The sequence below is a fragment of the Pectobacterium colocasium genome (genome assembly GCF_020181655.1).
Lineage (GTDB): Bacteria > Pseudomonadota > Gammaproteobacteria > Enterobacterales > Enterobacteriaceae > Pectobacterium > Pectobacterium colocasium.
In genome coordinates this window covers 4125250-4149648 of record NZ_CP084032.1, presented here as the reverse complement: position 1 = coordinate 4149648, position 24399 = coordinate 4125250, and the positions used below count along the sequence as shown (strand labels likewise).

Sequence of the window (24399 nt, the reverse complement as noted above, 5' to 3'; positions counted from 1 at the left end):
GACAGGTCTGTGGCATTTTACTGAAATATCAAGGTGTTATGACTGGCGCAGTACCTGATGGCCGTGCGCGAGCAGGGCATCCGTTACTTTTCTCATCATCCGGCTTTCTGGCGCGAAGCGGTGCCAGTAGAGCATCCGCCGTTGAAACAGTCCCGGCGTCAGGTCGACTAACTCGTTATTGGCCAGTTCTTTCTCGATTTGCAGATGCGGGATCATACAGCAGGTTGTGCCTTGTCGTGCCAGCTGTACAAACGCTTCCGACGAATTCACGATGTGGCAGGGAACGCTGCCCGGCGACAAATCAAAGTTTTGTTGTAAAAAAGCCTGATGCATGTCATCCAGATGGTCGAAGGCGACCGCAGGCGCGCGCAGCAGTGCCGAACGTGTCACGCCATTGGGAAAATAGCGGGCGGCGAAGGTCGGCGAGGCCACAAACAGATAATCTAATGCGCCCAGCTTATCCACCAGACAACTTGGCAACGGCTGGGACTGAATACTCACCGCCCCTACCACTTCACCCCGGCGCAGCCTTTCCTGCGTACGTGTTTCATCTTCTACCTGCAAGTTAAGGCGAATCGGGGAATCAACCAGCACCGGCTGTAGCGCAGGCAGCAGCCAGGTTGCCAGACTGTCGGCGTTCACCGCCAGCGACAGCAGCAGCGGGATATCGCTGTTGGTTTCATTTCCCAGCCACTCTTCTTCCAGCAGCTCAACCTGATGCAGCAGCGCCAGCAACTTTTGCCCCTGTTCCGTTGGGCGGGGGGGAATGGTTCTGACCAAAAGCGGCTGGCCGAACAGGTTTTCCAACTGCTTGATACGCTGTGAAACGGCAGATTGGGTAATACACAATTTTTGGGCGGCGCGCTCAAAACCACGCTCGCGGATGACGGCATCCAGAGCCTGAAGCGTTCGATAGTCCGGGCGTTTCATGAAAGTCAAAATCCTCTGAATGAGCCTGTTTTTTTCACTATGCCACATTTTGCTGATTTGCCATGCAGAAATCTTATTTTGGCTCTTGTGCGCCATTACGATTCAGCAGGGTAGGTGTGGAATGAGGCGCATGAAATAATGCATCGGCGGTGAAGTGAATTTACACGCTTTCCCCAACGAGCATGTTCTATAATACGCACACGTTTTCGTATATCGATTCTACAGGCCAGAAGCAGATTATGACGCAAGATGAACTGAAAAAAGCAGTGGGATGGGCAGCGCTCGACTACGTCCGCCCGGACACCATTGTGGGAGTTGGAACCGGATCGACAGCAGCACACTTTATTGATGCGCTGGGTTCGATAAAACACCAAATCAAAGGCGCGGTTTCCAGCTCAGATGCCTCAACGGAAAAACTGAAAAGTCTGGGTATTCCCGTGTTTGACGCCAATGAGGTCGATTCACTGGATGTCTATGTCGATGGTGCGGATGAGATCAATGGCCACATGCAGATGATCAAAGGCGGTGGTGCGGCGCTGACCCGTGAGAAAATCATTTCAGCACTGTCGCGCCAGTTCATCTGCATTGTTGATGCATCCAAGCAGGTTGATGTGCTGGGTAAATTCCCGTTGCCGGTTGAAGTCATTCCGATGGCGCGGTCTTACGTGGCGCGTGAACTGGCGAAGTTGGGTGGGCAGCCGGTCTACCGTCAGGGCGTCGTGACGGATAACGGCAACGTCATTCTGGATGTGCACAACCTGAATATCATGGATGCGGTCGCCGTAGAAAACCACATCAATGGTATCCCCGGCGTGGTGACCGTTGGGCTGTTCGCCAACCGCGGCGCGGATGTCGCCTTGGTCGGGAGGGCTGATGGGGTAAAAACCGTCGTTAAATGAGTGCGAGATCGTTCTGACGTGGTGAATGTCCACGTCAGAAATTTTTTAGCTAAAAAAATCTATTTAGTTAACGGCTCATTTTTGGTACTTAATATCACATTTTCTTATTTTGTTTATCGCCGATATGGCAATGCACATCTTTGGCAATATTTTTTGCCATAAATCAGGCGCGCCTCTTTGTGGCGTGATTCGGGCGAAGCAATCGTTTGTATTGCTGACTGCGTAATTTTTGTTATGTTGGCAGAGGCTATTTAGCACTCTGTCACATTTGAAGTCTGAAAATAAGGTCGGGAAATGGCAAAGGTATCACTGGAAAAAGACAAGATTAAGTTTCTGTTAGTGGAAGGCGTGCACCAGAGCGCGCTGGATAACCTGCGTGCAGCCGGTTACACCAACATCGAGTTCCATAAGGGCGCGCTGGATCCTGAGGCGCTGAAAGCCTCCATTCGCGATGCGCACTTTGTGGGTATCCGCTCGCGTACCCATCTGACAGAAGAGATTTTTGCTGCTGCGGAAAAACTGATCGCGGTAGGGTGTTTCTGTATCGGAACGAATCAGGTTGATCTGTCGGCCGCGACCAAACGCGGTATCCCGGTCTTTAACGCACCGTTTTCCAATACCCGATCCGTGGCAGAAATGGTGATCGGCGAAATGCTGCTGATGCTGCGTGGTATCCCAGCGGCGAACGCGAAAGCACACCGCGGTATCTGGCACAAACTGGCCGTAGGCTCGTTTGAAGCGCGCGGTAAAAAGCTGGGGATCATCGGCTACGGCCATATTGGTACTCAGTTGGGTATTCTGGCTGAAAGCCTGGGTATGCACGTTTACTTCTATGATATCGAAAGTAAATTGCCGCTGGGTAATGCCCAGCAGGTGCGCCACCTCTCCGACCTGCTGAATATGAGCGATGTAGTGAGCCTGCACGTGCCGGAAAATGACAGCACGCAGAATATGATGGGGTCGGAAGAGCTGGCGCTGATGAAGCCGGGTTCCATCCTGATTAACGCTGCTCGCGGTACGGTGGTTGATATTCCTGCACTGTGCGAAGCGTTGAGCAGTAAGCATCTGTCCGGTGCGGCCATTGATGTGTTCCCACAGGAACCAGCCACCAACAGCGATCCGTTCCTGTCGCCGCTGTGTGAGTTTGACAACGTGCTGCTGACGCCGCATATCGGCGGCTCCACGCAGGAAGCACAGGAAAACATCGGTGATGAAGTCGCCGGAAAGCTGGCGAAATATTCAGACAACGGCTCTACGCTGTCTGCGGTGAATTTCCCGGAAGTGTCGCTGCCTGTTCATGGCGCACGCGCCAGCCGCCTGCTGCACATCCATGAAAACCGTCCTGGCATTATTACCAAAATTAACCAGATCTTTGCTGAGCAAGGCATTAACATTGCCGCGCAATACCTGCAAACGACGCCTGAAATTGGTTATGTGGTCATTGACGTAGAAACGGATGGCGCGCAAACGGCGCTACAGCTGATGAAGGCAATTCCAGGTACCATTCGTGCCCGTCTGCTGTTCTGATTCGTTTTAATCAGTGAATAAACAGCCAGCCCTTTTGGGACTGGCTGCGTTATTACAGCGCGATAACGATCTTGCCGCGCATATGCCCTTCCAGCACTTTACCGTGAGCCTGCTTCAGCGTGTCTACCGTTAACCCTTGCAGCGTTTCGCTGGCGGTTCCCTGAAGTTTTCCTGCATCAACCAACTGTGCGATTTCGTGCAAAATATTCCCCTGCTCGGCGATATCTGGCGTGGTGAACATGCTGCGGGTGAACATGAGTTCCCAATGCAGCGCCGCGCTTTTGAGTTTCAGCGCCGTTTGGTCGAGCGGATTTTTGTTTTCCACGATGGTGCAGATGTGTCCCATCGGTGCGATCAGTTTGCTAATGGCATCCCAGTGGCCGTCCGTGTCGTTCAGGCAGAAAATGTAATCGACCTGTTTGATCCCTTCTTTTTCTAGCTCAGCCACCAAATTACGGTAATCCACGACCTTGTGTGCACCACGTTGGCGGCACCACGCTGCTGAGTCAGGCTGCGATGCGGTAGCAATAATGTTTACCGAACTGCGCAGGGCTGCCAGAGAAATCGCAAGGGAGCCTACGCCGCCTGCGCCACCGATAATCAACAGCGTTTTATCGCTGTCTGCCTGCTGTATTTTCAGGTGTTCGAACAACCCTTCCCACGCAGTCAGCGCTGTGAGCGGCATTGCCGCCGCTGAAGCCCAGTTCAGAGACACAGGTTTGCGTGCCACGATACGTGAATCAATCAACTGATGTGTGGTGTTGCTGCCGGGACGGGTAATATCGCCGGCGTACCAGACTTCATCGCCTACCTGAAATTGGCTTACTGCACTGCCGGTTTTTAGCACGACACCGCTGGCATCCCAGCCGAGAATTCTGGGCTGCTCTAACCCATTTTGACGCAAGCCTGCGTGAACCTTGGTATCCACCGGATTCACGGAAACGGCTTTTACATCGATCAACAGATCGTATTCACCGGGCTCGGGGATGTCTTGAGTGATGGCAATGAAATTTTCTGGCTGTTGTGGAGCAACGGCTATGGCATGAGCGGTCATGGTCTGTTCCTCATTATTTTCAGAATGCGGTTTTGTGAATAAAACTGAATAGAACCAAGTGTAGAACACGGCGATAGGGCTGATAAGATGGACAATAAATAATGCAGTGTTCGTCTAAGGTGAACAATTATGTTTAAGCAATTGCAGGATATGGCGTTGTTTGCGCTGGTGGCCGAGTGTGGCAGTTTTACACAGGCGGCGCGAAAAGCCGGGCTGGCGAAATCCAGCCTGAGCCTGCGCATTAGCCAGCTTGAACAGCAGATTGGCCTGCGGTTGTTGAATCGAACGACGCGCCAGCTCAATCTGACGTTTGCAGGCGAGCGCTATCTGGTTCACTGTCAGGAAATGCTGCAAGCCAGCGAGCGTGCCGATCTTGCTATACAGCGCCTGCGTGATAATCCCAGCGGGCGACTGCGTATCACCAGTCCTGCAGGATTCGGTTCCACCTTGCTGGCACGGCTTACTGCCGATTTTTTGCAGCGCTTTCCGGCGGTATCGCTGGATGTGCTGATTTCAGATGAGGTGATCGATTTGGTTCAGGAAGGTTTCGATGTCGCTTTTCGTACTGGGAAACCGCACGATTCTTCATTGATCGGGCGCTCGCTTGGGCAGACTCCCCGCTATTTGCTGGCAGCACCTGACTATCTGGCGCGGCATCCGGCATTGCTCCATCCACAGCAGCTTCAGCAGCACCGCTGTATTGCGCACCATGCCTGGACGGAGTGGCTACTTCATCGCGGTTCAGAACTCTATCGCTGGCTGCTGCCCGAGACGCATATCACAGATAACCTGCTTTACGCCCGTGAGTGCGCCATTGCGGGGGCGGGGATTACCCTATTGCCGGATTTCCTCTGCCTGGATGACGCGGTGTCTGGGAAGCTGGTTAAGGTCTTGCCGGATTGGCAGGTGGAAGCTAACGACCTTTATCTGGTTTATCCCAGCCGCAAACTGAATTCGCCCGCATTGGCGTGTTTTATTGACTTTGTTTTACAACATCGCGCGCTGGATGATTACTCAGCGTTTTTGAAAAATCAGCCGTGATGCCATACCTACAATATTTTTGTTTCATTTTTTCTGGTTATTTTTTAATTTTTATTGAAACGTGATTTCTATCAATTTATTTTAGGTACGTTTTAAATTGGAAATGCCGATAACACTTTTGGTTCCTTTTGGCTTTTTTATAAAAGGTTCGTCCTGCGTGGCGTTATTGTCACAGTGATATCTGGGCTCTGCCGTGCCTGTCATGGCAGAGATAATGTATACCAGTGATGGTGAAAATGAGAATGCAACCGATGTCTATTCAAAAAGAGAAGTTGAGTTACATCAACAATATACGCCTCGTTTCGTTATTTATTACTCTTTTTTCAATTATCCTAATTTTATTTGCGCTTTCTATTGGCACAGCGAGTTATTTTTTAAAGCAGAGTAATGATTCACTTGATAAGGCTAATGAGTTGTCTGATATCCGCGCCGGTATCAGTAGCAGCCTCGATCAGCTACGTGTTGCCCGGCTGCTGCTGATTCAAGCTGGCGCAGCAAATCGTATTAGCGATCACGAGGTGTTTAAATCCGCTTCAGATCAGGCTGCGGGTCGAGTCAAAGCCTCACAGAAGCGTCTGGATGAATATCTCGCACGCCCAGACAAACTGGAGGGTGAAAAGGCCTTGGACGAGGATATCCTCAAGGCTTATAACAACTATCGCGATAATGCGATTGTTGTGATGCAGAAAGCCACGAGTGATGGTGAATTTGAAGACCTGGTGTCGTTGGAAAGCACAGTGGCTCGCCAGTTAGACGAAGCGTTCAGTGTTCCAGTACGCAAGAAGGTAACTGAACTCACGAAAGCCGCGCAGGATATCAATCTACAAGCAGAACAGAATGCCAAGCTGGGTTACTGGATGATGGCGGGCTCCTTTGCCCTGTCGATCATTATGGCGATCATGGCCTACATCATGGTGCGCAATGTGATCCTTGCGCCAATCAACAGACTGGTTGAGCGTATCCAGAAGATTGCCGCAGGCGATCTGACGCAACCGCCGATGGTGATGGGGCGTAATGAAATCGGCATTCTGGGAGTAAATATCCAGAATATGCAGGCGGAGCTGACGGATACGGTGACGATCGTGCGTGAAGGTGCGGATTCGATCTATCAGGGATCGTCAGAAATTACGGCGGGTAACGTCGATCTCTCTTCGCGTACCGAGCAGCAGGCGGCCGCGTTGGAGGAAACCGCCGCGAGCATGGAACAGCTAACCGCAACGGTGAAACAGAACTCTGATAACGCCCATCACGCTAGCCAATTGGCGAAGAATGCTTCTGAAAAAGCCGAGAAGGGCGGGCAGATCGTGAAGAACGTGGTGGATACCATGCAGGATATTTCCACCAGTTCACGACGTATTTCTGAAATCACTTCCGTCATTAATAGCATTGCATTCCAGACCAACATTCTGGCGCTGAACGCGGCGGTGGAGGCTGCGCGAGCGGGTGAGCAAGGGCGTGGTTTTGCTGTGGTGGCGGGTGAAGTCCGTAATTTGGCGCAGCGCAGCGCACAGGCCGCGAAAGAGATTGAAGGGCTGATCGGCGAATCGAGCCGACTGGTGGAAACGGGGTCTGGGCTTGTGTCTCAGGCGGGCACAACCATGGGTGAGATTGTCCGCGCGGTTGTCAGCGTGACCGACATCATGGGGGAAATTGCTTCCGCTTCCGACGAACAAAGCCGTGGCATTGGGCAGGTGAGTCAGGCCGTGTCTGAAATGGACAGTGCGACGCAGCAGAATGCGGCATTGGTGCAGGAAGCTTCGGCCGCCGCCGTGTCACTTGAAGAGCAGGCCGCGCGTCTGACGCAGGCTGTCGCGGTATTCAAGCTGGCTGGGGTGGCTCAGAAGCTGAAAGCCTCATTGCCAAAGGCTGCGCCGCAGCCGCGTTTAGCGCCAGCAATGGCGATTGCCGGAACCAGTAGCAAAGGCAGCGATAATCAAAATTGGGAAACGTTCTGATTCCCGATAAATGAAGCATGGTAGGAAAAAAATGGCCCGCAATGCGGGCCATTCGTTTATGATGTCTGGTGACGGCTTATTTAGCGATCTTCTTGTATTTGATGCGGTGTGGTTCCAGCGCATCGGCGCCCAGCGTACGTTTCTTGTATTCTTCGTATTCGGTAAAGTTACCTTCGAAGAATTCCACTTTACCTTCATCCTGGTAATCCAGAATGTGTGTTGCGATACGGTCGAGGAACCAACGGTCATGCGAGATCACCATGGCACAGCCTGGGAATTCCAGCAGGGCGTTTTCCAGCGCGCGCAGGGTTTCGATATCCAGGTCGTTGGTCGGTTCATCGAGCAGCAGCACGTTGCCGCCGACCTGCAACAGCTTCGCCAGATGCAGACGGCCGCGTTCACCACCGGACAGCTCGCCAACGCGTTTGCCCTGATCAACCCCTTTGAAGTTGAAACGGCCAACGTACGCACGGCTTGGCATTTCGGTGTTGCCGATACGCATGATGTCCTGCCCGCCAGATACTTCTTCCCAGACGGTTTTGCTGTTATCCATCGCATCACGGAACTGGTCGACTGACGCCAGTTTCACCGTTTCACCCAGCTCAATCGTGCCGCTATCTGGCTGCTCCTGACCGGACATCATACGGAACAGCGTCGATTTACCGGCACCGTTCGGGCCGATGATACCGACAATCGCGCCTTTCGGTACGGAGAAAGAAAGCCCGTCGATGAGCTGGCGTTCACCGTAAGATTTGCTGAGATTGGTGACTTCCACCACTTTGTCGCCGAGGCGAGCACCAGGCGGAATAAACAGTTCGTTGGTTTCGTTACGTTTCTGGTATTCCGTGTTGTTCAGCTCTTCAAAGCGTGCCAGACGAGCCTTACCTTTGGACTGACGGCCTTTAGCGCCTTGACGCACCCACTCCAGCTCTTTCTCAATGGACTTACGGCGTGCCGCTTCCTGAGACGCTTCCTGTGCCAGACGCTGATCTTTCTGCTCCAGCCAGGAAGAGTAGTTGCCTTCCCACGGAATCCCTTCACCACGGTCCAGCTCCAGAATCCAGCCTGCGACGTTATCGAGGAAGTAACGGTCGTGGGTAATAGCGACCACGGTACCTTCGAAGTCATGCAGGAAGCGTTCCAGCCAGGCGACAGACTCGGCATCCAGGTGGTTGGTTGGTTCGTCGAGCAGCAGCATGTCCGGCTTTTCCAGCAGCAGACGGCACAGGGCCACACGGCGACGTTCCCCCCCGGACAGGTTAGCGATTTTCGCATCCCACTCCGGCAAGCGCAGCGCATCGGCGGCACGCTCCAGTTGGTTATTCAGATTGTGACCGTCATGCGCCTGAATGATTTCTTCCAGCTTACCTTGCTCGGCAGCCAGTTTATCGAAATCCGCATCCGGGTCGGCATACAGCGCATAGACTTCATCAAGACGTTTCAGCGCGGTCACGACTTCAGACACCGCTTCTTCTACGGATTCACGTACGGTGTGCTCCGTGTTTAGCTGCGGTTCCTGCGGCAAATAGCCGATTTTGATGCCAGGTTGTGGGCGAGCTTCGCCCTCGATGTCCGTATCAATGCCAGCCATAATACGCAACAGTGTTGATTTACCGGCTCCGTTCAGACCCAGCACGCCGATCTTGGCACCGGGGAAAAAACTGAGGGAGATGTTTTTCAGAATGTGACGCTTCGGCGGTACGACCTTACCGACGCGATGCATGGTATAAACATATTGAGCCACGTTGCGACTTCGCCTCTCTCTTATCTCTATGATTTGTCAACCTAAACGGGTGACCATATGTAGCACGGCGCTACTTAATACTCAGTGATGCCACCCGGAAAATGCCCTGGCAGCGGATCGATTATTCTAGGCGCATTACTCTAAGTATGAAGTGTAGCGGGTTTCAGCCCGCGATCCCAGCTATCCGGCGATTTGCCGTGGCCGATCTGAGACCTGGGCCCGCCTGATGAATTTCAGAATCGGTTTGCGGATCGGCATATCGTTGTCTGGCATGATGTGCCACACTGGATCTGCCCGATATATCCGTCATACTTCAAGCTGCTTGTGCGTTGGCTGCCCTTACTCACCCCAGTCACTTACTGATGTAAGCTCCTGGGGATGAAATGAGAGACATCCTGTCTCTCACCGAAGGCCAGCCGTTGGCTGGTCAAATTCGTTCCCGACGAATTTGTCATGCGGTTGCCGCCTTCACGCAACTCGAATTATTTTGGGTATAGGATAGGGGTATCGATACGATGAAGGATGCCGATAGCAAGTTCGATAACGGATGAGGTTAATGCAGGTGATAAAAGCGGGTCATTGGTGGTACGCCGTTTCGGCGATATGTCTGGCTGGGTTTTCCGGCCATGTGCTGGCGGATTCTCTGGACGAACAGCGTCAGCGCTATCAGCAGGTTAAGCAAGCATGGGACAGCAACCAGATGGACACGGTGGCGCAGCTGATGCCAACGCTGCGCAGTTATCCACTTTATCCTTATCTTGAATACCGTTCGCTCACGCAGGATCTGAGTCAGGTCAGTGCGACGCAGGTGAAGCAGTTTATGGCAACGCACCCGACGTTGCCGCCCGCCCGTAATCTCTCTACCAGCTTTGTGAATGAACTGGCGCGTCGTCAGGACTGGATTGGGCTGCTGGCATTTAGCCCCCAGCCGCCGAAGCCGGTCAGCGCCCGCTGTAACTTTTATTATGCCCAGTGGGCTACCGGCCAGCGTCAGGGCGTGTGGGAAGCTACGCGTGATATCTGGCTGACTGGACGCTCGCTCCCTGCGGTGTGCGATAAACTTTTCTCCGTGTGGCAGCAGGCGGGCGAACAGACGCCGTTGACGACGCTGGAGCGCGCGCGTCTGGCGATGGATGAGGGCAGCAGTAGTCTGGTGAGCTACCTCATCAAGCAGTTACCTGGCGATTATAAAACGATGGGCGATGCGCTGCTCAAACTCCAGAACGATCCGAATTCGCTGGAGAGTTTCGCTCGTACTGTCGGGCCAACGGATTTTACCCGGAAAGTCACGCTGTCGGCCTTCACGCGCACGGCGCGTCAGGATGCTGATAATGCCCGTTCGATGCTGCCGATTATTGTCCGTCTACAGAAAATGAGTGCCGCAGAGCGTCAGGAGATGGAAGAAACCATTGCCTGGAGATTGATGGGCAACGATGCCACACCAGAGCAGGCGCAGTGGCGGGATGGCGTGGTGCGAAAAAGTACGTCGACCACCTTGCTGGAGCGTCGTGTACGCATGGCGTTGGGCGCAGGCGACCGTCAGGGGCTAACAAGCTGGATGGCGCGTTTGCCAGCGGAGGCGTTACAGAAAGACGAATGGCGCTACTGGCGTGCGGTGGTGCTGTTGGAGCAAGGTAAACGTCAGGAAGGCGAGCCGTTATTACGCAGTCTGATGCAGGAACGCGGGTTCTATCCGATGGCGGCAGCGCAGAAGCTCAATGAGCGCTATCCCATTACGATCATGACAGCGGTGAAACCGGATCCTTCCCTGTCCCAGCTACCGGAAGTCGCTCGCGTGCGGGAATTGATGTTCTGGCAGATGGATAATCTGGCGCGTAGCGAATGGGTCGGGTTAGTCGCGAACCGTAGCAAACCACAGCAGGAAGCGCTGGCTCGCTATGCGTTTGAACAGCGCTGGGCGGATTTAAGCGTACAGGCAACGATTGTCGCGAAGCTGTGGGATCATCTGGAAGAGCGTTTCCCGCTGGCCTGGAATGATGAATTCCGCCGTGAAACGCAGGGGAAAGGTATTAGCCAGAGTTATGCGATGGCGATCGCTCGTCAGGAGAGTGCCTGGAACCCGAAAGCGCGTTCTCCGGTTGGTGCATCGGGTTTAATGCAGTTGATGCCCGCGACGGCGCAGCATACTGCCAAAATGAGCAATATCACGTTCTACACGAACAGCAGCCAACTGTTCGATCCTGAGACCAACATTCTGTTGGGAACGAGCTATCTGGAGTACGTGTACCAGACGTTTGGCCGTAACCGCATCCTGTCTTCTGCGGCTTATAATGCCGGGCCATCGCGGGTGAATACCTGGCTGAGAAACAGCGCCGGACGTATTGATCCTGTTGCGTTTATCGAAAGTATTCCGTTCTCGGAAACGCGGGGATATGTGAAAAATGTGTTGGCCTATGATGTCTTCTATCGCTATTTCCTTCACCAGCCAGCCAATGTGCTGACGGATGCGGAATGGCAGCGGCGTTATTGAGACGCGGCGTTGCGATTGTTACCTGAAATTGTGTTATGCTGCCGTACTAGTTAAATAGTATGGCAGCCCGTTATGACTCCGTTATCGCTTATCGACCCGGCACTTTCTGAACAAGACAATGAGCACTGGTTGCGCTTTGTCGCGCTATTGCAGCAGTCTATTGCGGAGGATCTGCAATTGCCGCTGCTTCAATTGCTACTGACGCCGGACGAACGTACTGCGCTGGGAACGCGGGTGAGAATTGTGCAGGAACTGATGCGGGGTGACATGAGTCAGCGTGAGTTGAAAAGCGAGTTAGGTGCAGGGATTGCTACCATCACGCGCGGTTCAAATAGTCTGAAAGCCGCGCCCCCCGCGTTAAAAAGCTGGCTGGAAGCGCAGTTGCTGTCGGCAGATAAACCGTTGGGTGACGACGCGTAACCGTTACGGTTTTGCGGCGTGAACGGGAATCTGATAGATCGGGTTATGGAACGGCACCAGCGCCAGCAGCAGCGCCTGATGGTATACGCTGGTACGTGACAATTTGCCGTCGGTGAAGACGCCGATGGCACCACCTTTATGTTTAATATTCTGAACGCCCGTCAAACGTTCCATTTCATCGCCTAATTCCCGCCCTTCACGGATACCATGTAATATACTTTCTGGAAGAACCAGGCTTGCAGAGCGTGACTCGCCACGCAGGTGGGGGTTTTCGATCACCATCCAGGCGAACGTCATGCTTTCTTCAATGCCCGCTTCGACACCGACCCAAAAATCGGCTTCAGGCCGCACCTGACGTGCCATCATGACGCGGTTTCTGGCGCCAGTACGGGTTTCGATAGAACCAAGAGGTTGACGCGGGACGCCGCTATCGACGTCAACGCCTTCGATGCGGCAATTTTCTGCACCAAAGACATCGGTGAATGCCAGAGTAATAGCCTTAATCTTTGCCGGGTTGGTAGTTGCAGCAACAACGTGATACATAACAGTTTCGTACCTTTAGTTAATTTGACGCAGTATAACGGAAAATAACCATGTTACAGGTATATCTTGTTCGCCACGGCGAAACAGAATGGAATGTGGCTCGACGTATTCAAGGTCAATCGGACAGTGCGCTGACGCCAAGAGGTGAGCAACAGGCACAGCGAGTTGCTGAACGAATCAGGACGTTAGGGATTACGCATATTTTTACCAGCGATCTCGGAAGAACGCGTCAGACGACAGAAATCATCGCTAAATCTTGTGGTAATTGCCAGATAATCCTGGAGCCTGGGTTACGTGAATTGAACATGGGCGTATTGGAAGCGCGCGATCTGGACTCGCTGACCGCCGAGGAAGAAGGGTGGCGTAAAGGGCTGGTAGATGGCACGCCCGATGGCCGCATCCCGGAAGGTGAATCGATGAGTGATGTCGCATTGCGCATGCACGGCGTTCTGGAACGTTGTCTGGCATTGCCTGCGGGAAGCCGTCCTCTGCTGGTGAGCCACGGGATGGCGCTGGGCTGTCTGCTGAGTACGGTTCTGGGGCTACCCGCGTCGGCTGAGCGGCGCCTGCGCCTGCGCAACTGCTCCCTGTCGCGTATCGATTATCAGCAAAGTCCGTGGCTGGCACCGGGATGGGTGGTGGAAACGGCCGGAGATATCTCGCATCTGGATATTCCGGCACTGGATGAGCTACAGCGCTGAGAGCGGCTCTGGGTGCTGGATGGGGATCAAATACTCGCAGCGGATGATCGCGGGTATTTCCCCGTCTGTATCACGGCTGGGGTGAAAACGCTCGGCGTCGAACCCTTTGCGGCGTGTGAGCTGGAAGGTCGGCAGACAGGTGTCATACAGCGTGATGATGAAGTCTTGTAGCTCGTCGTTTGGCCCTTCAAAAACAAACATCGCGTAGTCACCGCCCGGTAGCGTAATGGGTTCGCCCGTGTGGACATCATCCGGCAGGTACTGTGGCTCCAACGCGGTGGTGTAGAGCACTTCGTGCTCGTCGTCTTTCTCTTTGCTCGGCCGTGAATGGTGCAGCCCGTAAAGCACGGGGGGAACGGAGCAGGTTTCGCCTAAAAACTGACGCCAATAGTGGACGCGAATTTCCGTACGGAAGTTACAAATCTGTTCCAGACGACAGGTATAGGTTTGCGTTAGCCCAAGCAACTGTGTTTCTGGCAGGGTGACAAACTGCGGCTGTGGCAGGGTAAACGCACCAAGCCGGATCGGCGGACGAATGCCGAATGTATTCCAATTATCGGAACGACGATAAGACGCAGGCGTTTGGGTAAACTGCTTTTTGAACGCGCGGGTAAAGGTCTGTTGTGAATCAAAACGATATTGCAGGGCAATATCAAGGATAGGGCGACTGGTTAGACAAAGTGCAACCGCCGCTTTGGTCAATCTCCGCGCTCGGATATATGAACCAATGGCATGGCCCGTCACGTCTTTGAACATTCTTTGCAGATGCCACTTGGAATAACCCGCTTTTGCCGCCACATTATCCAGTGATAGCGGCTGGTCGAGATGGCTTTCCAGCCAGTTAAGCAAGTCACGTATGATACCGGCTTGATCCATAATCTTCCTCATCAAACACATTGGGCGCGAGCGTATTGAGATCCTGCATCATAGCAATATTTTCACTTTGGTACTGCCGAAGATTTTTGAAAATATTCCGCAGGTAATTTGGATAAGGAGGATTGCGATAGTGGTTTATTTTGTACATCCTCTTTTAAATTGTGGTTATTAATCGTTTGTCATGAATTGTCACAGGGCCTGAAATATGAACATAAAGCGCATCATGGGAGCGGGTCTGCTATTGCTGTCCACCGCTGGCGTCGTCAGTGCGGAAGAAGTCGGGTCTGTCGATACCGCCTTTAAACTGCTGGGGCCGGATCATAAGATCGTGGTGGAAGCGTTTGACGACCCGGATGTATCAAACGTGACCTGCTACATTAGCCGAGCCAAAACGGGCGGAATCAAGGGCGGCTTAGGGCTGGCTGAAGACACATCGGACGCGGCCATTTCCTGCCAGCAGGTTGGGCCGATTACGCTGTCCGATAAAATCAAAAACGGCGGTGACCGCGGATCTGTGGTGTTCCAGAAAAGAACCTCGCTGGTTTTCAAGAAATTACAGGTTGTTCGATTTTACGATCAAAAGCGTAATGCGCTGATCTATCTCGCTTACTCCGATCGCTTAGTCGATGGTTCGCCGAAAAATGCGTTAAGCGCGGTGCCGGTTATGCCGTGGGCAAAGAGTGAATAACGTGCGGTGATGCGGTAATGCGGTAAGAAGGGAAAACAGCCGGAACAGATGTCTGTTCCGGCTGAGAGGGATTAATTTTCCAGGTCGCCGCAGAAGCGGTAGCCTTCGCCGTGGATCGTCGCGATGATTTCCGGCGTATCGGCTGTTGATTCGAAGTGCTTGCGGATACGGCGGATGGTGACGTCAACGGTACGGTCGTGTGGCTTAAGCTCACGGCCGGTCATTTTCTTCAGCAGTTCCGCACGAGACTGAATCTTGCCCGGGTTTTCGCAGAAGTGCAGCATGGCGCGGAATTCACTGCGCGGCAGCTTGTATTGTTCGCCAGCCGGGCTAATCAGAGAACGACTATTGATGTCCAGTTCCCAGCCGTTGAAGCGGTAGCTTTCCACCAGACGGCGCTCTTCAGTGCCGCCGCCCAGATTCATGGTACGTGACAGCAGGTTACGCGCGCGGATCGTCAATTCACGTGGGTTGAACGGTTTGGTGATGTAGTCATCCGCACCGATTTCCAGACCGAGAATCTTATCGACTTCATTGTCACGACCGGTGAGGAACATCAAGGCAACGGTGGCTTGCTCGCGCAGTTCACGTGCCAGCAACAGGCCGTTCTTTCCTGGCAGGTTGATGTCCATGATCACCAGATTGATGTCATTCTCGGACAAAATGTGGTGCATTTCTGCGCCATCAGTGGCTTCGTGAACAACGTATCCTTCCGCCTCAAAAATGCTTTTGAGGGTATTACGAGTTACTAGCTCGTCTTCAACAATAAGAATGTGCGGCGTCTGCATGTTTGCTACCTAAAATTGCCAACTTAAATTATAGAAATCGGAAGTACAGAAGTCGCTGTCATACCCTGCTGGCCCGCTGGCTACAACGCCAGTTATTCCGGGTATTTCCCTGGAGCTTATCGAGGTAAACTACGCTCTCGCTCAACATTAGACTCAAGTACGTAAAGGCGTTACTGGTGTTCATTCTCTACCCGCTTAGAGGTACTGCTAGCGGATGAGCGTGGCGCTAATTTAACTGCGCTCAAAGTGGCGCATAGTTTAACCTTATTAACAGCAACATAACAGTAAGCACGGATTTTGCCTGCTGATAAATCTACGGTTCTGTTGACATATATCAAATTTCATTTTAGCACGTTAACTATTTTGTGATAAACACTTATAGGATTGCCAGTTTACGTCACAATTTAGCACTTTTTATGAACGATTTAGCATAGCAAATGCCAATAATCATAATTGGCGCTACACAGTCGGTAGTCGTTTTATAACTTATTGAAATAAAATAATTTACCCTGTTTTTCTTAGGGTTTTCTCTTCCTGCCTATTTTTTGGACTCTCCGATGTTTCCTGCCGAAGGCTGAGTTGATACCGGAAATTTTGTTGGTTTATTGTTAACTTTTCATCGTAACGATCAACACGCTGCGGTTATCAACGAATAGTACTTATTAATCAATCGTTATCAGTGAGCGCTATCGATGAGGCCGCTGTTTTATTTGACGGCTGGTGGAGACAGTGACAGAACGCACGTAACCCATACTGAGGAGTTTATGCAGTTTCATATTATTTTGGTTGAGCCCGCTCGGGCAGAGAATGTAGGGGCGGCAGCCCGTGCGATGAAAACGATGGGATTCAGCAGTTTGCGTATTGTCGGTAGCACTGCACACCAAGAACCGGCAGCGCGTTGGGTGGCGCACGGCTCGGGGGATATTCTGGATAACGTGCAGGTGTTTGGCACGTTGGCTGAAGCACTGGCAGATGTCGACTTTACGGTCGCAACCACCGCGCGCAGCCGGGCTAAGTATCATTATTACTGCACGCCAGCTGAACTGACTGGCATCTTGCAGGAGAAGGTGCAATGGATGGCTTCTGCGGCGCTGGTGTTTGGTCGGGAAGATGTGGGCCTGACGAATGAAGAGCTCGAACTGGCGGATGTATTGACTGGCGTACCGATGAAAGCGGATTACCCTTCGCTGAATCTGGGTCAGGCGGTGATGGTGTACTGTTACCAACTGGCTGAACTGATGGAGGTCAAACCGGAAGCGGCACAGCCTGCGGCAGTGGGACAGTTGTCGGCGCTGCACGATCGTTTGGATCGGCTACTGGTGAATTTGGCTGTTGAGGATGATGAAAAACTGCGGGACTGGTTGCATCAGCGGCTAGGGCGTTTAGAGCAGCGCGACACGGCGATGCTACATCGGCTGCTACACGACATTGAAAAAAACTTGCCGAAATAAGATAGCAGAGATGGCTTTTTTGGCAGTCGAACATCTTGAAGCGTGTATTTTGGCAATGGTTCGTCCGGCATATTCCCGTTTTGGCAGTGGGTTTAGCGGTAGACATTTTTCGTTCGGTGAGAAGAAAAAAAAGAAATCCGTTGACTTCAAAGGGCGATTGGCCTAACTAATAGGGCAGATAACTCTACTTCTAATGAGATTCGATTTTAGCATGCGCACTATCAGCCTGATCACCACGATTATTACCATCACCGATACAACCAGTAACGGTGCGGGCTGACGCATATAAAGATTCCAGAAAAAGCCCGCACCGAACAGTGCGGGCTTTTTTTTTACGGCAGGTTATCCCTCAGCGCCGCCTGCAAGCGGCATACAAAAACGCTTCCGGCGTTTGGTTGGCAGAAATTCAGGAGAAAAGATAAAAATGCGAGTGTTGAAATTTGGCGGGACTTCAGTAGCAAATGCGGAACGTTTTGCGCGCGTTGCCGACATTATCGAAAACAACGCGCGCCAGGGACAGGTGGCTACCGTATTGTCCGCTCCGGCGAAAATTACCAACCATCTGGTTGCCATGATTGAGAAAACCGTCGCCGGACAAGATATCCTGCCTCATTTGAATGACGCCGAAACGATCTTTTCTTCGCTGCTGCAAGGCCTTGCCGAGTCTCAACCCGGTTTTGATCATGCTCGCCTGAAGGCATTCGTGGATCAGGAATTTGCACAGCTGAAACACGTGCTGCATGGCATCGCGCTGTTGGGGCAGTGCCCTGACAGTGTGAACGCCGCGATTATCTGCCGAGGGGAAAAACTATCTATTGCCATCATGGAAGCGGTCTTTCAGGCACGCGGCTATGGGGTTTCCGTTATCAATCCGGTCGAGAAGCTGCTGGCGCAGGGACACTACCTGGAATCCACCGTGGATATCACAGAATCGACTCGCCGTATCGCTGAAAGCGCCATTCCGAAAGATCATGTCATCCTGATGGCGGGCTTTACTGCGGGTAACGATAAAGGCGAGCTGGTGGTACTGGGCCGCAACGGTTCAGACTATTCCGCTGCGGTACTGGCTGCGTGTTTACGTGCCGACTGTTGTGAGATCTGGACCGATGTAGACGGTGTTTATACCTGCGATCCGCGTCAGGTGCCGGATGCCCGATTATTGAAATCGATGTCCTATCAGGAGGCGATGGAGCTGTCCTATTTCGGCGCCAAAGTCCTCCACCCCCGCACCATCGCTCCTATCGCCCAGTTCCAAATTCCCTGCCTCATCAAAAACACCGAAAACCCTCAGGCTCCCGGCACACTCATCGGCATGGACAGCACGGATACTCAGTATCCGGTGAAAGGCATCACCAACCTGAACAATATGGCGATGATCAACGTTTCCGGCCCTGGCATGAAAGGTATGGTTGGCATGGCGGCGCGCGTATTTGCGGCGATGTCGCGTGCGGGTATTTCGGTGGTGCTGATTACGCAGTCGTCTTCTGAGTACAGCATCAGCTTCTGCGTATCACAAAACGAGCTGGCGCGTGCCAGAAAAACGCTGGAAGACGAATTCTATCTGGAACTGAAAGAAGGCGTGCTGGAGCCGCTGGATGTGATGGAACGCCTGGCAATCCTCTCTGTCGTGGGGGACGGCATGCGCACGCTGCGCGGCCTGTCTGCCCGCCTGTTCTCCGCACTGGCGACGGCGAATATCAATATCGTGGCTATTGCGCAGGGTTCCTCCGAACGTTCTATTTCCGTCGTAGTGAACAACGATGTGGCGACCACTGGCGTGCGCGTGGCGCACCAGATGCTGTTTAACACCGATCAGGTGATCGACGTATTTGTTATCGGCGTGGGCGGCGTGGGCGGCGCACTGCTGGAGCAGATTCACCGCCAGCAGCCGTGGCTGAAAGACAAGCATATCGATCTGCGTGTGTGTGGGATCGCGAACTCCAAAGCCATGCTGACCAATATTAACGGCGTTTCGATGGATAACTGGCGCGAAGAGTTGGCGAAAGCCCGCGAGCCGTTCAATCTGGGTCGTCTGATTCGTCTGGTGAAAGAGTACCACCTGCTGAACCCGGTTATCGTTGACTGTACGTCGAATCAGGCGGTGGCCGATCAGTATGTGGATTTCCTGGCCGACGGCTTCCATGTGGTGACCCCAAACAAGAAAGCCAACACGGGGTCGATGAATTATTATCACCAACTGCGCGGCGCCGCGGCGAAATCCCGCCGTCGTTTCCTGTATGACACTAACGTCGGTGCTGGCCTGCCGGTGATTGAGAACCTGCAAAACCTGCTGAATGCGGGTGATGAGCTGATTCGCTTTACCGGTATTCTCTCTGGCTCGCTGTCCTTTATTTTCGGTAAACTCGATGAAGGCATGTCGCTGTCGGAAGCGACCACGCAGGCGAAAGAGAAAGGGTATACCGAACCCGACCCACGTGACGATCTGTCTGGTATGGACGTGGCGCGTAAGCTGCTGATTCTGGCGCGTGAAGCGGGCTATCAGTTGGAGCTGGGCGATATTGAGGTGGAATCTGTTCTGCCTGCCAGCTTCGATGCCTCCGGCGACGTTGCCAGCTTCATGCAGCGCCTGCCGTCGGTAGACGATGAGTTCGCCAGCCGTGTTGCACAAGCGCGCGATGAAGGTAAAGTGTTGCGCTATGTCGGCGTCATTGAAGAAGGTCGCTGCAAGGTCAAGATCAGCGCCGTTGGCGGCAATGATCCGCTGTTTAAAGTCAAAGATGGCGAGAATGCGCTGGCATTCTACAGCCGTTATTATCAGCCACTGCCGCTCGTGTTGCGCGGTTATGGCGCGGGTAACGATGTTACCGCTGCTGGTGTGTTCGCAGATCTGCTGCGCACCTTGTCATGGAAGTTGGGAGCATAATTATGGTTAAGGTGTATGCACCTGCATCAATCGGTAACGTCAGCGTTGGATTTGATGTGCTGGGTGCGGCCGTTTCGCCGGTAGACGGTTCATTGCTGGGAGATTGCGTCTCTGTCGAGGCCGCCGATCTGTTCAGCCTGCGTAATGAAGGGCGTTTTGTCAGCAAGCTGCCGGACAACCCGAAAGAAAACATTGTGTATCAGTGTTGGGAGCTTTTCTGTCAGGAAATTGGCAAAACCGTGCCGGTGGCGATGACGCTCGAAAAGAATATGCCGATTGGTTCAGGGCTAGGTTCTAGCGCCTGTTCTGTCGTCGCTGGATTGATGGCGATGAACGAATTTTGCGGCAAACCGCTGGATGATACCCGCCTGCTGACGCTGATGGGTGAGCTGGAAGGACGTATTTCCGGCAGCGTTCACTACGATAACGTGGCGCCGTGCTTCCTCGGCGGCGTCCAACTGATGCTGGAAGAGAACGGCATTATCAGCCAGCCTGTGCCATCGTTCGATGACTGGCTGTGGGTCATGGCATATCCGGGGATTAAAGTCTCTACTGCTGAAGCGCGTGCGATTCTGCCTGCGCAATATCGTCGTCAGGACTGTATCAGTCACGGTCGCTATCTGGCTGGTTTTATTCACGCCTGCCATACCGGTCAGGCCGCGCTGGCGGCGAAGCTGATGAAGGATGTCATCGCGGAACCTTACCGTACGAAACTGCTGCCCGGCTTTGCCGCCGCTCGTCAGGCTGCGGAAGATATCGGGGCGCTGGCCTGCGGTATTTCCGGCTCTGGCCCGACGTTATTCTCCGTCTGCAACGACATGGCGAGCGCACAGCGCCTGGCCGATTGGCTGCGGGATAACTATTTGCAGAACGATGAAGGTTTTGTTCATATTTGCCGTCTTGATACGACTGGCGCACGACTACTGGGATAATGCATGAAACTGTACAACCTTAAAGATCATAACGAGCAGGTCAGTTTTGCTCAGGCTATCAAGCAAGGGCTGGGTAGCCAGCAAGGGCTGTTCTTCCCGCTGGATCTGCCGGAATTTGAGCGCACTGAAATCGACGCGCTGCTGGATCTGGATTTCGTTACCCGCAGCAGCCGTATTCTGTCTACGTATATCGGCGATGAAATTGCGGCTGAAACCGTGTTCGAGCGCGTAAAAACGGCCTTTGCATTCCCTGCGCCCGTTGCACCGGTAGCGGAAGATATCGCCGCGCTGGAGCTGTTCCACGGCCCGACGCTGGCCTTTAAAGACTTCGGCGGCCGCTTTATGGCGCAAATGCTGACGGAAGTGTCTGGCGACGAGAAAATTACCATTCTGACGGCGACTTCTGGCGACACCGGTGCTGCCGTGGCGCATGCCTTTTACGGTCTGGAAAATGTCCGTGTGGTGATTTTATATCCGCAGGGCAAGATCAGTCCGTTGCAGGAAAAGCTGTTCTGTACGCTGGGCGGCAACATTCACACCATCGCAGTCGACAGCGATTTTGATGCCTGTCAGGCATTGGTGAAAAAGGCGTTTGATGATGAAGAGCTGAAAAAGGCGATTGGCCTGAACTCGGCAAACTCCATCAATATCAGCCGTCTGCTGGCGCAAATTTGCTACTACTTTGAAGCGGTTGCACAACTGCCGCAGGAAGCGCGTAATCATCTGGTGGTTTCTGTGCCGAGCGGTAACTTCGGCGATCTGACGGCTGGTCTGCTGGCAAAATCGCTGGGGCTGCCGATTAAGCGCTTCATCGCTGCGACCAACGCCAATGACACCGTGCCGCGTTTCCTGAGCAGCGGAAATTGGGAGCCGAATAAAACGGTGGCAACCTTATCCAACGCGATGGACGTGAGCCAGCCGAACAACTGGCCGCGCGTGGAAGAGCTGTTCCGCCGTAAAAACTGGCAGTTGAAAACGCTGGGTTTTGGCGCGGTGAGCGATGAGACCACGAAAGAAACCATGCATGAGTTGGATGCGCTAGGTTATCTCTCTGAGCCGCATGCGGCGATTGCTTACCGTCTGCTGCGCGATCAACTGCAAGCGGGTGAGTTCGGCCTGTTCCTGGGGACGGCACACCCGGCGAAATTCAAGGAAAGCGTAGAAGACATTCTGGGCAAAGAACTGGATCTGCCGGAAGCGCTGGCTGAGCGTGCCGATCTGGATCTGCTGTCGCACAACTTCCCGGATGATTTCGCGAAGCTGCGTGAGTTCCTGATGTCGCTGCCGGAATAAGGTTGTTGAAAAGGCGGCGGTTTCGCCGCCTTTCTCTTTGTTGCCTATCGTACTACTTTGTTTACTGTTCGTGGCGCTTAAACACCAGTTCATCCGTCGAAGAGTCTGCTTTCTCGAAGAAGTAACCCTCCAGATTAAACGCTTTCAACTGTTCCGGCTGCGTCAGGCGGTTTTGAATAATGAAACGACTCATCAGGCCGCGTGCTTTCTTGGCGTAGAAACTGATCACTTTGAATTTGCCGTTTTTCTCATCCAAAAAGACGGGCTTGATCAGGCGGGCATTGAGTTTTTTGGGCTTAACGGCTTTGAAATATTCATCCGATGCCAGATTAACCAGCACATCGTCGCCTTGATCGCGCAGCGCCTGATTCAGTTTTTCCGTAATGGTATCGCCCCAAAAACTGTAGAGATCTTTACCGGCTTTATTTTCCAGTTTGGTACCCATTTCCAGCCGATACGGGCGCATCAAATCCAGCGGGCGCAACACGCCATACAAGCCTGACAGCATACGCAAATGCTGCTGGGCGAAATCGAAATCATCCTCGCTGAAATCTTCTGCGGCTAATCCGGTATAGACGTCGCCCTTAAACGCCAGCAACGCCTGACGCGCGTTCTCAGGCGTGAAATCCGGGTGCCACTCGCTAAACCGGCCTGCGTTCAGATCAGCCAGCTTATCGCTGATACTCATCAGAGAGGCGATCTGTGCCGGCGTCAGTTTTTTACATACATCAATCAACTGACTGGACTGGTCCAGAAGTTCTGGCTGCGTATAACGCGTCGTTGCCAAAGGACTGGTGTAGTCGAGCGTTTTTGCGGGTGAAATAGTAATAAGCATGCGCCATGTCCTGTCGGTTTGATTTGAGATGAGCCTACTATAGCAAGAACGCCGTAAGAAAACGGCGATAGCTACAATACGCCAATAGCTACAATATGCCTTGTCTTTGACGTTCGAGCGTCTTTGGAAAGGGGGAACGCTAGTATGTGACCCCCATGGCAGAGGGACGTAGGAAAAGGCTGGCTTGCGTGGGAAAACGCGCGTGTTATTATCAGATTTCGGCGCAAAACAGACGGCCACCCGATTAGATAATAAGTCGATTCATATACGAGCTATTTTCATTCACGAGCACCACGTATAAACAACGAGACATGCCAACATGACGGATAAACTGACTTCCCTACGCCAATTGACCACGGTTGTAGCTGATACCGGCGATATTGCGGCAATGAAACTGTACCAACCGCAAGATGCGACCACCAACCCTTCGCTGATTCTGAACGCGGCGCAAATTCCTGAATACCGCAAGCTGATCGACGAGGCGATTGCCTGGGCACGCGAGCAGAGCAGCGATCGCAAACAGCAGGTCGTCGATGCTACGGACAAACTGGCGGTCAACATTGGTCTCGAAATTTTAAAATTGATCCCAGGCCGCATCTCCACAGAAGTGGATGCACGTTTGTCTTATGACACCGAAGCCAGCGTGGCGAAGGCAAAACACCTGATCAAACTGTACAACGACGCAGGTATCAGCAACGAGCGTATCCTGATTAAACTGGCGTCAACCTGGCAGGGTATCCGCGCGGCGGAGCAACTGGAAAAAGAAGGCATCAACTGTAACCTGACGCTGCTGTTCTCCTTTGCGCAGGCACGTGCCTGTGCTGAAGCTGGCGTATTCCTGATTTCACCGTTTGTTGGCCGTATTCTTGACTGGTACAAAGCTAATGGCGATAAGAAAGAATTCGCGCCGCACGAAGATCCAGGTGTGGTTTCCGTTAGCGAAATCTACGATTACTACAAAGAGCACGGCTATGAAACCGTCGTGATGGGCGCGAGCTTCCGTAACGTGGGTGAGATTTTGGAACTGGCCGGATGTGACCGCCTGACGATTGCCCCAGCGCTGCTGAAAGAACTGTCAGAAAGCGAAGGCGAAGTGGTTCGCAAACTGTCTTATGCTGGTGAAGTGAAAGTTCGTCCGGCGAAAATGACGGAAGCGGAATTCTACTGGCAGCACAATCAAGACCCAATGGCGATCGATAAACTGGCCGACGGGATCCGTAAATTTGCTATCGACCAGGAAAAACTGGAAAAGATGATTGCAGATTTACTGTAAACATTCTGTCACATGAAAATAGCCGGGATTCCCGGCTATTTTTTTGTCTGTGAATTGGTATTTTGGAAGGGGAA

The 24399-nt window shown here is 52.9% G+C and carries 21 protein-coding genes and 1 other annotated feature; of the genes, 14 read left to right on the top strand and 7 right to left on the bottom strand.

What is annotated here, in order from left to right:
- Positions 1-36: 36 nt before the first annotated feature.
- Positions 37-930, bottom strand: coding sequence for a LysR family transcriptional regulator ArgP (locus LCF41_RS18720; RefSeq protein WP_015841813.1), 894 nt, complete (start codon positions 928-930; stop codon positions 37-39).
- 239 nt (positions 931-1169) lie between these two features.
- Between LCF41_RS18720 and rpiA the strand changes: the two genes are divergently transcribed.
- Together rpiA and serA are read left to right on the top strand one after the other, a co-directional pair.
- Entirely contained in the window at positions 1170-1829 is a 660-nt protein-coding gene (rpiA, locus tag LCF41_RS18715) for a ribose-5-phosphate isomerase RpiA (RefSeq protein WP_225085854.1), read from the top strand.
- Positions 1830-2123: 294 nt separating this feature from the next.
- Positions 2124-3356 (top strand): phosphoglycerate dehydrogenase, encoded by a 1233-nt coding sequence (gene serA / locus LCF41_RS18710; protein ID WP_225085853.1) that lies wholly within the window; start codon positions 2124-2126, stop codon positions 3354-3356.
- A gap of 52 nt (positions 3357-3408) precedes the next feature.
- Here the strand turns inward: serA and LCF41_RS18705 are convergent, their stop codons facing one another.
- Positions 3409-4410 carry a zinc-binding alcohol dehydrogenase family protein gene (locus LCF41_RS18705; protein WP_225085852.1) on the bottom strand — a complete coding sequence of 334 codons (1002 nt, stop codon included), beginning with the start codon at positions 4408-4410 and terminating at the stop codon, positions 3409-3411.
- 129 nt (positions 4411-4539) lie between these two features.
- Between LCF41_RS18705 and LCF41_RS18700 the strand changes: the two genes are divergently transcribed.
- Entirely contained in the window at positions 4540-5451 is a 912-nt protein-coding gene (locus LCF41_RS18700) for a LysR family transcriptional regulator (protein WP_225085851.1), read from the top strand.
- Positions 5452-5702: 251 nt separating this feature from the next.
- Positions 5703-7406: a methyl-accepting chemotaxis protein gene (locus tag LCF41_RS18695; protein WP_225085850.1), complete on the top strand. Its 1704-nt coding sequence runs from the start codon at positions 5703-5705 to the stop codon at positions 7404-7406.
- Between the two features lie 76 nt (positions 7407-7482).
- Here the strand turns inward: LCF41_RS18695 and ettA are convergent, their stop codons facing one another.
- Positions 7483-9150, bottom strand: coding sequence for an energy-dependent translational throttle protein EttA (gene ettA, locus LCF41_RS18690; RefSeq protein WP_015841807.1), 1668 nt, complete (start codon positions 9148-9150; stop codon positions 7483-7485).
- A 556-nt stretch (positions 9151-9706) separates the two neighbouring features.
- Between ettA and sltY the strand changes: the two genes are divergently transcribed.
- Positions 9707-11641 (top strand): murein transglycosylase, encoded by a 1935-nt coding sequence (gene sltY, locus LCF41_RS18685; RefSeq protein WP_225085849.1) that lies wholly within the window; start codon positions 9707-9709, stop codon positions 11639-11641.
- A 72-nt stretch (positions 11642-11713) separates the two neighbouring features.
- The gene (gene trpR, locus LCF41_RS18680) at positions 11714-12061 is read left to right on the top strand and encodes a trp operon repressor (RefSeq protein WP_225085848.1); all 348 of its coding nucleotides are present in this window, start codon (positions 11714-11716) and stop codon (positions 12059-12061) included.
- A 3-nt stretch (positions 12062-12064) separates the two neighbouring features.
- Here trpR and yjjX read toward each other — a convergent pair whose 3' ends face one another.
- Positions 12065-12604: an inosine/xanthosine triphosphatase gene (gene yjjX, locus LCF41_RS18675; RefSeq protein ID WP_225085847.1), complete on the bottom strand. Its 540-nt coding sequence runs from the start codon at positions 12602-12604 to the stop codon at positions 12065-12067.
- Between the two features lie 50 nt (positions 12605-12654).
- Here yjjX and gpmB point away from each other — a divergent pair, with 50 nt between their 5' ends.
- Positions 12655-13305, top strand: a complete 651-nt coding sequence (gpmB, locus tag LCF41_RS18670; RefSeq protein WP_225085846.1) for a 2,3-diphosphoglycerate-dependent phosphoglycerate mutase GpmB — start codon at positions 12655-12657, stop codon at positions 13303-13305.
- Here the strand turns inward: gpmB and robA are convergent.
- Positions 13294-14181 carry an MDR efflux pump AcrAB transcriptional activator RobA gene (robA, locus tag LCF41_RS18665; protein WP_225085845.1) on the bottom strand — a complete coding sequence of 296 codons (888 nt, stop codon included), beginning with the start codon at positions 14179-14181 and terminating at the stop codon, positions 13294-13296. The two genes, gpmB and robA, sit on opposite strands and share 12 nt — an antisense overlap.
- 205 nt (positions 14182-14386) lie before the next feature.
- On the opposite strand from robA, the gene creA reads away from it, so the two are divergent.
- On the top strand, positions 14387-14869 hold the full coding sequence (creA, locus tag LCF41_RS18660) for a protein CreA (protein WP_225085844.1): 483 nt from the start codon (positions 14387-14389) through the stop codon (positions 14867-14869).
- Between the two features lie 71 nt (positions 14870-14940).
- On the opposite strand, the gene arcA is transcribed toward creA, so the two are convergent.
- The gene (arcA, locus tag LCF41_RS18655; protein WP_039490693.1) at positions 14941-15657 is read right to left on the bottom strand and encodes a two-component system response regulator ArcA; all 717 of its coding nucleotides are present in this window, start codon (positions 15655-15657) and stop codon (positions 14941-14943) included.
- Positions 15658-16421: 764 nt separating this feature from the next.
- Between arcA and LCF41_RS18650 the strand changes: the two genes are divergently transcribed.
- The 5 genes from LCF41_RS18650 to thrC all read left to right on the top strand — a co-directional run bounded on the left by LCF41_RS18650 (position 16422) and on the right by thrC (position 22217).
- Positions 16422-17108 carry a tRNA/rRNA methyltransferase gene (locus LCF41_RS18650; RefSeq protein ID WP_225085843.1) on the top strand — a complete coding sequence of 229 codons (687 nt, stop codon included), beginning with the start codon at positions 16422-16424 and terminating at the stop codon, positions 17106-17108.
- A 193-nt stretch (positions 17109-17301) separates the two neighbouring features.
- Positions 17302-17388, top strand: coding sequence for a thr operon leader peptide (gene thrL / locus LCF41_RS22465; RefSeq protein ID WP_071531141.1), 87 nt, complete (start codon positions 17302-17304; stop codon positions 17386-17388).
- Positions 17327-17442: a sequence feature (Thr leader region), on the top strand. (Overlaps the previous gene by 62 nt.)
- Before the next feature lie 90 nt (positions 17443-17532).
- Positions 17533-19992: a bifunctional aspartate kinase/homoserine dehydrogenase I gene (thrA, locus tag LCF41_RS18640; RefSeq protein ID WP_225085842.1), complete on the top strand. Its 2460-nt coding sequence runs from the start codon at positions 17533-17535 to the stop codon at positions 19990-19992.
- A gap of 2 nt (positions 19993-19994) precedes the next feature.
- Positions 19995-20924: a homoserine kinase gene (thrB, locus tag LCF41_RS18635; protein WP_225085841.1), complete on the top strand. Its 930-nt coding sequence runs from the start codon at positions 19995-19997 to the stop codon at positions 20922-20924.
- 3 nt (positions 20925-20927) lie between these two features.
- Positions 20928-22217 carry a threonine synthase gene (thrC, locus tag LCF41_RS18630; protein WP_225085840.1) on the top strand — a complete coding sequence of 430 codons (1290 nt, stop codon included), beginning with the start codon at positions 20928-20930 and terminating at the stop codon, positions 22215-22217.
- A 61-nt stretch (positions 22218-22278) separates the two neighbouring features.
- Here the strand turns inward: thrC and yaaA are convergent, their stop codons facing one another.
- Complete coding sequence (gene yaaA / locus LCF41_RS18625; RefSeq protein ID WP_225085839.1) at positions 22279-23052, bottom strand: peroxide stress protein YaaA; 774 nt, start codon at positions 23050-23052, stop codon at positions 22279-22281.
- Positions 23053-23371: 319 nt separating this feature from the next.
- Here yaaA and tal point away from each other — a divergent pair, with 319 nt between their 5' ends.
- Positions 23372-24325, top strand: a complete 954-nt coding sequence (gene tal / locus LCF41_RS18620) for a transaldolase (RefSeq protein ID WP_015841794.1) — start codon at positions 23372-23374, stop codon at positions 24323-24325.
- The last annotated feature ends 74 nt before the right edge of the window (positions 24326-24399 follow it).